The organism is Micromonospora sp. NPDC002575, assembly GCF_042889525.1.
Lineage (GTDB): Bacteria > Actinomycetota > Actinomycetes > Mycobacteriales > Micromonosporaceae > Micromonospora > Micromonospora carbonacea.
The window spans coordinates 199,633-211,746 of record NZ_JBIARA010000014.1 but is presented as its reverse complement, the minus strand read 5'-3'; the positions used below and the strand labels follow the sequence as shown (position 1 = coordinate 211,746).

Below are 12,114 nucleotides of genomic sequence, written 5' to 3'. Positions count from 1 at the left end.
GCAACTGGACGGGGCCGGGCTGTTGGACGATGTGCCGCTGACGGCTGAGCAGGCTGACTACCTGCGGAAGAACGGTCTGCCGCCGGGGGGTGCGAGCAACCTTGGTCAGCTCAGCCCGGAGCAGCTCGACGCGTTGGAGCGCGGCGGGCTGCTGGACGACACCCCCCTCACCGGCGACCAGCGGGCGAAGCTCGGCCTGGACGGGCCGCAGTCGTTGGGTGACCTGACGCCGTCGCAGTTGCGGCAACTGGACGGGGCCGGGCTGTTGGACGATGTGCCGCTGACGGCTGAGCAGGCTGACTACCTGCGGAAGAACGGTCTGCCGCCGGGGGGTGCGACCGACCTTGGTCAGCTCAGCCCGGAGCAGCTCGACGCGCTGCAACGCGGCGGACTGCTGGACGAACTCCCACTGTCGCCCGCCGAGCGGGCGAAACTCGGGCTGCCGCCCGGCCCGTCGGGGAGTTCCGGCGGGGGCGGCTCTGTGCCGGGGCTGAACACGGGGAGGTTGCCGGGGCCCGAAACCGGCGGGGGCGGCTCTGTGCCGGGGCTGAACACGGGCAGGTTGCCGGGGCCCGAGACCGGCGGCGGTGGCTCCGTGCCGGGCGTGAACACGGGTCGGTTGCCGTGGCCCGACGCCGGGCCGACGGCGCCGGTGGACCGGAACCCGTTCCCGACCACGGTGGACGGCAAGGACGTGTCGCCGAAACCGGGCATGACCGGGAGCATCACCGCTCCTCCGGCGCTCGGCGACGTCACCAGACCCGGCTCGGCCAACTTCCCGCACGTTCCCGGGGTGCAGGTCGGCACCGGGGGCCTGTCGGCGGTGCCGGGTGTGTCCGGCTCGCCCGGAGCGCTGAACCCGGACAAGCTGGGGGTGCCCGTCGGAGGCCCGGTCGGGGCCAACCTGACCCCAGGTCCGGGTGCCGGCCCTGGTCTCTCTCAGCCCGGCGCGGGCGGTATGCCCGGCGGTGGGATGCCGTTCATGCCCCCGATGATGCCGGGCATGGGTGGCGCGCCCCACCAAGGGCAGGACCGTGATCGCCAGCGCAGCACCTGGCTGAAGGAGGACGAGAAGGTCTGGGGCACCGACCCCGACTGCGCGCCCGCCGTCATCGGCCGGCGCGGTCGCGACGCCCGGGTCGAAGAGGACGAGTTCGGCATGCCGGTCGACGAGCGCCCCGGCAGCCAGGACGAGCGTCGCCGGTACCGGGGCCGGTGAAGACTGTTGCACCGACGTGAACCCGGTGCCGCAGATCAGCCGTGGGATAGAGGAGGAGGTAGTCGGGATGAGCATGTTGGGCGACGAGGAACTGTTGGCCGAGATGCGTGCGGCCCTGAAGGACGTCGATGAGGCGGCCGACCGGGTACGTCGGCGCGTGGCTCGGGCGCAGACCACCGTGGAGGACAAGAAGAAGCTGCTGTCGGTGACCGTCGGTGGGCACGGCGAGCTGAGCCGGATCACCTTCAACGGGGACGCCTACCGGCGACTCGCGCCAGCCGAGCTGGCCGACCTGATCGTGACGACGACGCGCACCGCTCGCGAGCAGGCCCAGCGCAGGACGATGGCCGGCACCGCCGAGCTGACGCGCCACCTCACCGGCCTCGACGACGCCGCGCAGTCGGCCGGAAGCATCGAGGAACTCGTCGAGGGCATCGCCAGCATGGTCTCCCGCGGCGCCGACCGGCGGACCGGGCCGGCGGCGTCATGAGCGAGTCACGGATCACCTTCAACGGGGACGCCCTGGCCCGGCAGGTGCCGTTGGTGGGCCAGTTCAAGGACCACCTGATCGGCACGGTGGACCCGGTGCGCCAGATCGCCGAGTGCCGGTGGGCGGCCGGCGTCCCCGCAGACGACGAACTGAGCCTCCAGGCCCGCGCGGCCGTGCAGCAGGTCCTCGCGGGCATCGTGCTCGCGGCGTACGCCAGGTTGGCAGCGGCGGCCGGATTCCAGGGCGAGAAGTTGGACATGGTTCGCCGCGTCGGGGAGAACACCGAGGCCACCGGCACCGAGATGGTCCCGGACATGAGCGGCGGTGGCACGCGGAGCTGATCCGCGCAGACGGGACAGCCGAGGGCCGGGGCGGTGGTCTGCGCCGCCGAGTGACTCGCACTGATTGCCCCTGATCGGGGGCGGGGAAGGGGCGTTGGCGATGGGTGAGGCCGCCGTTCCTTCCGTTGGGCTCAACGAGTCGTCGAAGCAGGCCCTGGAGGCGTTCACCGGGATGCGGTTGCACCGGTCGAACCTGCCGATGCTGGCGTACGACCTGAACGCGCTGGAGACGCTGGCGGATCGGGTGCGGACCCTGTTGGTTCCGGAGCTGACCCAGGCGATCAAGGTGGTTCGGGCGGCGGGGGAGGGCGAGATCTACGAGCGGTTCGTCGCGCAGACGGCTCCGTTCGTGGAGATGCTGGACCGGGTTGCCGATCTGAAGGTCAACCTCGCCCAGGCGATGCGGGGCTTCCTCAACCAGATGGAGCTCACGGATCGCCAGGCACTGGTCATGTTCATCTTCATGATGACGGAGTTGGCGGTCGCGTTCGCGATGGCGTTCTTCCTGCCGGTGGAGGCGGCGGCGCACATCGTGAAGGTTCGGACGATCATCCAGACGATCCTGCGGTCGTCGATGGTGCGGGCGGCGGCGAGCAGCACGGCGATCCAGATGTTGTTCATGCCGGGGTCGTCGCTGTTGGCGCAGATCAGCATGCTGGCTGACGGTCTGATGCCGAAGATCGACTGGGCGCAGGTCGGTAAGCAGGCGTTGTACGGGTTGGCGGTGGCGGGCATCACCACGGCGGCCGCGCCGGCTTTGGGCCGGTTCGCCGGTGCCGTCGGCGGTGGTCTGTCGCACCTCGGGGTCACGGGTTCCACACGCGACATCCTGACCAGCCTGGCGATGGTGCCGGTGTCGGAGGTCGGCATGGAGGTGGTCGGCGGCATCGGCGCCGGCTACATGGTCGACGGGCACTACGACACGGGCAGTCTCGGGCCGGACGCGCTCTCCGGGGCGTTGTCGGGGTCGGGTGAGCTGGGTGCGACCGGGGCCGGGATGGGTGCGCGTCGCGGCGCGGTGGGTTTGGGGTTCAACCCGACCCGGCCCCAGTGGCGAATGCCCGCCGGCCCCGGCTTCACCGCCGACGGCAAGCCGGTCGCCCCGGTGCCGCCGCCCACCCCGGTCACCCCGGACCCGTCCACGTACCAGCCGGAGGCCGGCGGTCCTGCGGGCGCGGGTTCCGGCGGGCAGGCCCCGGTGCCCGCGCCGGTGCCGGCACCGGTGCTGTCAGCATCGGTACCGGCGGCGCCTGAACCGGTGCCGCCGGTGCCGGCGTGGTCGGCACCGGCCCTGTCCGCGCCGTCGTGGTCGACGCCGGACCTGCCGGTGCCGTCGTGGTCCGTGCCGAACTTCTCGGTGCCGACGGTGCCGCCGGTGCCCGTGCCGGAGTGGGTAGCGGTCGCCGGCGCGCCGGTGGTGGAGCAGTGGCAGCGGTTCCAGCAGGAACTGGTGGACCACTACGGTGGGCTGCTCGCCGGGACGGGACAGGCGCGGCAGTTCCTGGCCGCGCTTCCCGTGCCGGTCGAGCAGGTCTTCGCCGAGTGGGCCGACGCCCGGCAGAACGACCCGGCCGTCCCCGCCTTCCTGTCCCAGATCGGCCTGCCCGCCACCGCCCTCACCGAGCGGTACCTGTTCGGTGTCCGGGACCAGGCCGTCGCCCGCGTCACCGAGGCCCTTGCGCAGTCGGCCACCACCGGCGGTCAGCCTCCGGCGGGGATACGCCCGGAGCTGGTCGTCGCCGCGCTGCCGGCGGAGTTCGACCGGCAGGCGTTGCGCGCGGCCGTGCACCTGGCCGCCCAGCACCACGTCGACCAGTACCTCACCACCGGCACACCGACGCCCGTCACCCTGCAAGGCGGACTGGTCCTGCCAGGGGCCGTTCAGGTGCCGGGGACCGCTGGCGTGCCGGGGGCGGGTGGCGTGCCGGGTGACGTCGCCCTGCCGGCGGCCGTCGGTACGCCGGGGGCCCCGGGCGGGCCGGGCGGCGCTGGAGTGCCCGGCACGGCTGGCGGGCCCGGCGGCGCTGGAGTGCCCGGTAGTGCTGGCGGGCCGGGCGGTGGTGGCGGGCCCGGCGGTGCTGGGGTGCCGGGGGCCGCCGGGGCGGCGGCGGTGCCGTCGGACGCCGAGCGCGCCGCGGTCGCGCGTGACGTGCGGGCCCACGTGGACCGGAGCCTCGACGCGATCCTCGGCACCACCCCATCGTCCGCCGCACCACTGACCGGCGCACCACTGACCGCACCACTGACCGTGCCGCAGGCGGTGGCCAGGCCCGACGCCGCGCAGGTCAACGCCGTGGCCGACGTGGTCCGGCAGGTGGTCACCGACCTGCCCGCCCGCTTCACCGCCGCGGCCATCGCCGACACCACCGCACCGGACACGACGCCGCCCAGCACGGACAGCCCGGCAGACCGGCGCACCGACGTGCCGACGGTGCCGGTGACCCCGGAGCAGCACACCGCGGCGGCGACCAGCCTGGCAGAGCAACAGTTCACCGCCCTGGCCAGGGAGTACGGCGTCGAGCCGGCCAGCCGGGACACCCTCGCCGGATCCTTCCAGCGGGACTGGGTCAGCGGATACCACCAGGTGCTCGCCCAGGCCACCGCCGCCCCCGGCACGCCGGGTGTGCCCAGCGCGGCAAGCGCGTCCGGGGTGCCGGCCTCGCCCGGTGCGTCCGGTGCGCCGGCCCCGCCCGGCACGCCTGGCACTCCGGCTGCACCGGACGCGCCGGGCACTCCGGGCACTCCGGGCACACCGGATGCGGCCGGCGCGGCTTCCCGCACCGACCGCACGCCGAACCACCACGACGGCAGCGACGACAGCTTCAGCCGCGACAGCAGCTTCAACGACACCATGACCGTCAGCGACCTCTCGTTGTCGGGCGAACTGGTCAGCCTCGACGAGACCATGACGGTCAGTGACCTCTCCTCGTTCGACGAGCCGGTCAGCAGTGACCCGGTCAAACGCGACCTCATCGACGGGGACTCGGTCAACGGCGTCCCGTCGCTCGACGAGCCGGACAACGGTGAGGCGGCCGAGCGCGATCTCAGGGACATGGCCCCGTTCAACGACACGTCCTCGCGCGACGGTTTGCTCGGCGGCGGCCCGGTCGGGCGCGACTTCGGCGGCAGGGATTCGTTCAGCAACGTGTCCTCGCTGGACGAGCCGGTCGGTGGTGACCCGGTCGGACGCCGCGAGCCGGCCAGCACGGCACCGGAGCCGGCCAGCACGGCACCGGGACCGGTGGTCGCGGCAGCGGGTCAGCCCGTCGCGGCGGCCGAGTCCGCGCGGCGGGTCGCCGACTGGATCGAGCAGACACCGGTGGGCCCCGACGACATCCGCGACCCGTGGTGGTGGTGCGTGCAGGCCACCCTCGACGTCTTCACCACCGCCTACGGACGGCCCGGCAACCGGGCGGTGTTCGACGACCGGATCGTCGGGCCCGACGGCCGACTCGCACCCACCACGAGCTGGCCGCAACTCCTGGAAGTCCTCGACGCGACACCCGAGCGCGTCGCCCACCCCGACGGAGTCACCCCGGAGGACGTGCTCGCCGCGCTGCGAGCGGCACCGGGATCGATGGTCGTGGTCAGGGTCGCACCACCCAACGAACCACAACACGTCTTCGCCCTCCACAGCCAGCCACAACCATCCGGACCACCGACGATCAGGGTGCGCGACGGCCTGGTGCCCGGCGCCGAGGACCGACCCGAACCCACCGACCCGGTACGCGACCCGTGGCTGCGGCACCTGTTCGCATCGAGCACCCGGCTCGCCGCGTTCGACAGCGCCGGACGACCCACCACGATCGCCGGCCTTCTTCCCGACCGCACCACCGCACGCCCGCAGCCGAGCACCACGACCCGCATCGACCCCAGCGCCATCCTGCTCGCCTCAACGACCGCGCCACGCGGCCCGTCCCAGGCGATGGAGGCGGACGCCACCTCCCCCGAACCGTCCGGCATTCCCTGGCAGCCGTCCCCGTATGCGTCGGGCATCGACCCGGCGTTCCTTGATCCGGATCTCCAGGATCTGAACGCGTTGAATCTGAGCACACCACCGTTGCCACCCGAGGACTGGGGGCCGACGGGGGACGCCGATCCGGTCGACCTGCTGCCAGGAGGGGATTCCCCGGCGTCCGGCATGGACTGGGACACGCCGAGGGGCGCCGAGCCTGCCGACCCCTCGGATCCGCTGGCGGGCGTGGATCCGCCGGCATCGGAGTCCGGCACCGATTGGCTGGCGGATGCCGACCTAAACAACCCCTGGGAGCCGCTGGACGGGGTGTCTGGCGTCGATTGGCGGCTGGAGTCCGGCCCGCTCGACTACTGGGATCCGCTGGCGTTGGTCGATTCGCCGCCGCCGGTGTCCGACGGCGACCGGCTGGCTGAACCCGAACAGGTCGAGTCGGACCTGCCGGCAGAGGGTGATTCACCGACGTCCGAGACCGGGGAGCCGTCGGCGGGCACCGGCCCGGTCGACTCCGGGAATCCGCGGGCGGGGACTCGTGAGCCGGCATCGGTGGCTGACACCCCTTGGCTGGCGGATGCCGACCCGGCCGACGCCGTGCGGCTGCTGGCAGTGTGGGACCAGCGGGTCTCGGCGCGTGGGTTCGGGATCCTGCCGGAGAACCCCGCACCAATCGGGCCGGACCCGGGGGCGAGTGGGGCCCCGGCGGTCGGTGGGCTTAGGGGTGTTCCGCAGGGCTGGGAGCAGGACGTGGCTTCGGCGATCGCGCAGTTGTCGGCCGTGGGGACCCGTGGTGAGGCGGGTGGAGTCCGGGATGTCGTGGCGGAGTTCGTGCAGTGGACGCGCGACGTGGTCGGGATTGATCTCGTGGTGAACCCGAAGCCGAACGACTTCTACGACGCTGTGTTGCACAGCTTCGGGGAGCAGCTGAAGGGTGCGGGGGTCGAGCCCAGCGCTTCTGGACTGCGCGCGTGGGTCGCCCGTGAGTTGGCCGCTGACCTTCGCCGGGGTGGCGAGTCGGAGTTCAGCGGGTTGCTTCCGTATCCGGAGGTCGTGTCCGAGCAGCGACGGGAGGACCTGCACCGGCAGTGGCTCAACAAGATCGCGCACGACCAGACCGGCGATTTCGACGTTGCGCACGTGGTTCCGCACGTCGTCGCGTCGCGGTTGTCCGTGTCGCTGCGGGTCCACGATGCGTTCGCCGCTCCGCAGGACATCGGCCCGGAGCCCCGTGCTGGGGCCGTCCGGTATCCGGTCGTGTTCCACAAGGGTGCTTACTATCTCGGCCCGCTGCCTGACCCGGCAGATGCCGAACGCGCTCGCCGCATCGCTGAGGGCTTTCCTCGGACGGAGATGTCCGAAGACGAGCAGCAGCGACTCGATCGAGTGTTCGTCGACGCACGCGATCTGCTGCTGGCGGCGATCGCGCAGGCGGAGAACAACCCCCATCCGGCCAACTCCCAGCACTGGCCCCTCCTGCGGGACACGCTTCAGCGTGAGCTCGCGGTCATCCGTCAACACCCCGGCTCTCCCCACAACAAGAAGGCCCGGGAGCTCGCTGACCACGTCCACTACCTTCGGAGACTCCTCACTGGCGGCAGATGGAAGTCCGGGAACCGGCAGGACCTGGAAGACCAGTTCACCATCCACCTGCCCGTCTACGTCGGCGCAAAAGGCCCGGGGTACCGGTACCTGCGTATATGGTTTGGTGACAAGCAGTCGACCGCATTGGATGTCGATCGGATGGCTGTCCCGGGCGATCTGATCCCTGTTCATTTCGGCAAGGTCGGCGGAGTGAGCACCGGCTTCGCTGAAGTCTCGTACACCGCGGCTGACGGCACCGAAGTTTACTCCCGCCAAGAAGTCGGCCGCAGACTGAACGACTCGGATTTGGCCAGGCTGAGGAGCAGGGCGGTCGGCAAGCTGTGGGACCTTGACCATCCGCCACTGGTGCGCGATTTCTACACGACGGCGCCCCTCCAGGGGAACGGGAAACTGGGCGTGGGCCTCGGCAGAGTCCGGGCCGGCCAGGATGTCCTGGCGATGCGGATCCCGCCGGTTCCGGTGGTCGGCGGACTTCCGCCCGTTCTCATCAGCGAGCTCAAGGAGGTCCGGCTTCTGCTCGGGTATGCCCGCGACGGCGGCCGACCCACTGCCTTCGTGGAAGCACCGGCCGGGAAGAACGTCAAGGGCCAGCCCCTGTACCTGGAACTGTCCAAACCTGCCATCACTCGATACGACATCGAACGGCTGCGCACGAGCGCATTGTGGGAGCCGGAAGATCGGTGGGCTCTCTCCGAGAAGATGTCTTTCGATGTCGTGTTGCAGCCGGGGCCGAGACGCCATGGATCATCGCCGACTCGCATCGCTTTGGGTTCACTATCCATCGAGGTCAGCGGTAGTGGTCGGGCCAGGACGTTGGCCGGGGCGGAGGTGGATCTCTCCCCGGGGACGTCAGTCACTCTGTCGGTGGGGAAGTGGCCGGGGCAGGGGGAGGACGGGGCGGGTGTCGCCGGCACCGTTCCTGTCGTGGTCCGCGCGCCGTTGGTCGACGGGTCCGGACACGTCTACCGGCTCTTCGACACCGGTGTGGACAACGAGCGCTTCGACGACCTGACGAGCGGGATCAGCACGGCCCCGGCGGTCGGTGGGCTTAGGGGTGTTCCGCAGGGCTGGGAGCAGGACGTGGCTTCGGCGATCGCGCAGTTGTCGGCCGTGGGGACCCGTGGTGAGGCGGGTGGAGTCCGGGATGTCGTGGCGGAGTTCGTGCAGTGGACGCGCGACGTGGTCGGGATTGATCTCGTGGTGAACCCGAAGCCGAACGACTTCTACGACGCTGTGTTGCACAGCTTCGGGGAGCAGTTGAAGGGTGCGGGGGTCGAGCCCAGCGCTTCTGGACTGCGCGCGTGGGTCGCCCGTGAGTTGGCCGCTGACCTTCGCCGGGGTGGCGAGTCGGAGTTCAGCGGGTTGCTTCCGTATCCGGAGGTCGTGTCCGAGCAGCGACGGGAGGACCTGCACCGGCAGTGGCTCAACAAGATCGCGTTCCACAAGACCGGCGACGAGGACGTTGCCCACGTGGTTCCGCACGTCGTCGCGTCGCGGTTGTCCGTGTCGCTGCGGGTCCACGATGCGTTCGCCGCTCCGCAGGACATCGGCCCGGAGCCCCGTGCTGGGGCCGTCCGGTATCCGGTCGTGTTCCACAAGGGTGCTTACTATCTCGGCCCGCTGCCTGACCCGGCAGATGCCGAACGCGCTCGCCGCATCGCTGAGGGCTTTCCTCGGACAGAGGTGTCCGAAGACGAGCAGCAGCGACTCGATCGAGTGTTCGTCGACGCACGCGATCTGCTGCTGGCGGCGATCGCGCAGGCGGAGAACAACCCCCATCCGACCAACTCCCAGCACTGGCCCCTCCTGCGGGACACCCTCCACCGCCAGCTCGCGGTCATCCGCGAACACCCCGACTCTCCCCACAACAGGAAAGCCCAGGAACTGGCCGCATACCGCCGATACTTCGACGACCTTCGTGCGGATCATCGATGGGAGGTAGAAACGACAGACTTCCGTTACGATTTTACGCTCGACGTCGGCGTCAACCGAGTCAAGAACGGTAAGTCCCTGGAACTGAGCGTGCCGCTGGACGGCGGGGCCGTACCTCTGGGTATCGGCCGAATTGCCATACGGGGCGACCGGCTTCCTGTTCATTTCGGGGCGAGAGGCGAAGAGGCCATCGCGTTTGCGGAATTCCGGTATACCGACGGCACCGACGGCACCGACAGGATCCTCTACCGAAGATTCGAAAACAAATTCAGCGACGGTGACCTGCTCGAGTTGCGGGGGAAGGCAGCCGGCCGCGTGTGGGACCTTCACCACCGGCCGCTGTCGAGCGACCACTATCAGGTGGCAGTGCCTCTCACGACCGGCGGGCGGTTGGCCGGTCAGTACGGCGACCCGGCGGCCCGGCGGCACGACAGACAGATCGTGGTCCCACACGTCCCGGTGGTCGGCGGGCTTCCGCCTGTCCTCCATGCCGAGCTGGACGGCCGTCTCATCCTCGGGTACGCCGAGGACGGTCGACCCACTGCGGTCTTGGTAGCGCCGGCCGAAAAGAACGTCACAGGACTGCCCCTGTACCTGGAAGTGGGCAAGCCCGCCCTCGTCGTCGACGACATCAAGCGCCTGCGCAGGGGCGCGCTGTGGGAACCGGAGAATCGGTGGCCTCTCTCCGAGCAGATGTCCTTCGAAGTCGTACTGGAGCAGGGGAAATGGACGGCCGGCCCGCTGCCCATCGCGCTCGGCGGTCCTGACTCGGCCAGGACGTTGGCCGGGGCGGAGGTGGATCTCTCTCCGGGGACATCGGTCACCCTGTCGGTGGGGCAGTGGCAGGGACGGGTCGGGGCGGATGTTGCCGGCACCATCCCTGTCGTGGTCCGTGCGCCGTTGGTCGACGGGTCCGGACACGTCTACCGGCTCCTTGACACGGGTGTGGACAACGAGCGCTTCGACGACCTGAAACGCGACATCACCGAGGCGCTGACACAACCGGGGTCGGTTGCGGAGATGCTGGCGGGGAGGTTCGACGATGCGGCGCGGGACCTGCCGCAGGAGATCTTCCCGACGCCGATCTCGGTGCCGGCGGTGGTTGCCCCGGCGATCGAACAGTTGTCAGACGTGGGCAACCTCGACGAGCAGAGCTTCGTGCGGTGGACGAGCGAGGTGTTCGGAATCGATCTTACGCGCGAGAAACCCGCCAACTTCTACGACTCGGTTTTCCACGCCTTCGAGGAGCAGTTTGCGGACCTGGGGATCAACCGTCAGAGACTGCGCGAGTGGACGGCCAGCAGCCTGGCCGCCGATCTCCGTCTGGGTGACGCGTCGGAGTTCCGGCGTTTGCTTCCGTATCCGGAGGGCGTGTCCGAGCAGCGACGAGAGGACCTGCACCGGCAATGGATCGGAAAAATCGCGTACGGCTTTGGCGGCGATCACGACGTCGCGCATGTTGCTGTCCATGTCCTGGCCCGTTTCATACCGCAGTCGGTGCGCATCTACCAGCCGTTCGACGCCCCGTACGACATCGGCCCGGGGCCCGATTCCACCAGGCTGCCAGTTGTCTTCTACAAGGGCGCCTACTATCTCCTCCGGCCCCCTCATCCAAACGATGCTGACCTGGCCAGAATCGCCAGGGGTCCCGAGCGGACAATACCGGACGATGAGAAGCGGAGACTCGATGGCCTGTTCGACCAGGCGCTCCGTGACCTGCTGGCGCAAATTGACAAGGCGGAAGCGAAGCTCCGAGCGGCCGGCAACCGCCGGCCGGTCCAGCGGGAGTATCTTGAGCGTAAGCTCGCGGTCATCCGTCGAGGAGTTCGCGGGGTAGATCCCGCCGAGCGGCAACGCCCGGGATCGTCCCAGCAGCAGGCCGACATTCTGACGGAATACCGCCGGTACCTCCTCAGCATTCGCCGGTCCGACCCCTGGAGCGGAGAGGACCCGAGGCCTCAGGGAGGTCGGGTCACCCTCCACCTCAACGCCGCCTCCCAAGGTGAAGGGAAAATAATCGCGTTTGCCGCAGTGGGAGGCAGGCGCCTGAGCCTCCGCCATCTGACCAATGTCGCCATCCTGGGCGACCGAATCGCTGTCGATTTCGGGATGGACGGTGAAGAGGTCTTCGCTGTTGCCAGAATTCCCTACAGAGAGCCCGACGGAACCGAGAGATTCATCTACCGGGACTATGTTACGGACTTTACCGCGGAAGATCTGAACGCTCTGAGTGAGCGGGCAGCGGAGGCCCGGTGGCGGACAGTGGGATCGGCGATCGGCCAGTTGACGAACAGGAAAGCCCAGAGAGGGTCGGCATTCGAGCGTTGGGCGTATGAGGTTTTCCGCATCGGTCGCGCGGAGGGCGGCGAAAGGCCACTCGAAGCCTTCTACGGGACGGTGTTGAAAATCCACCGAGAACGGTTGGCGCAGTCGGGCGTCACTACCGTGGCTGGACTGGGCGTGCTGGTGGCCCGCCACCTGGACGCCGACCTCCGCCGGGGTGACCAGTCGATGTTCAGAACGCTTCTCCCCTATCCGGAGAACATGGCCGAGCAGCGAC

General features: G+C 69.8%; 2 protein-coding genes and 2 pseudogenes (1 of these 4 only partly in view). All 4 read left to right on the top strand.

Features of this window, described 5'->3' with window-relative positions; all coding sequences use genetic code 11:
• Positions 1-1,219 (top strand): annotated as a pseudogene (locus ACFYWL_RS21495) (hypothetical protein); the annotation flags it as partial.
• Positions 1,220-1,286: 67 nt separating this feature from the next.
• Positions 1,287-1,709 carry a YbaB/EbfC family nucleoid-associated protein gene (locus tag ACFYWL_RS21490; protein ID WP_386975315.1) on the top strand — a complete coding sequence of 141 codons (423 nt, stop codon included), beginning with the start codon at positions 1,287-1,289 and terminating at the stop codon, positions 1,707-1,709.
• Positions 1,706-2,050: a hypothetical protein gene (locus ACFYWL_RS21485; protein WP_386975313.1), complete on the top strand. Its 345-nt coding sequence runs from the start codon at positions 1,706-1,708 to the stop codon at positions 2,048-2,050. The genes ACFYWL_RS21490 and ACFYWL_RS21485 overlap by 4 nt, the downstream gene beginning before the upstream one ends.
• A 100-nt stretch (positions 2,051-2,150) precedes the next feature.
• Positions 2,151-12,114, top strand: a pseudogene (locus ACFYWL_RS21480) (hypothetical protein); its annotated part runs 22,475 nt beyond the window's last position; the annotation flags it as partial.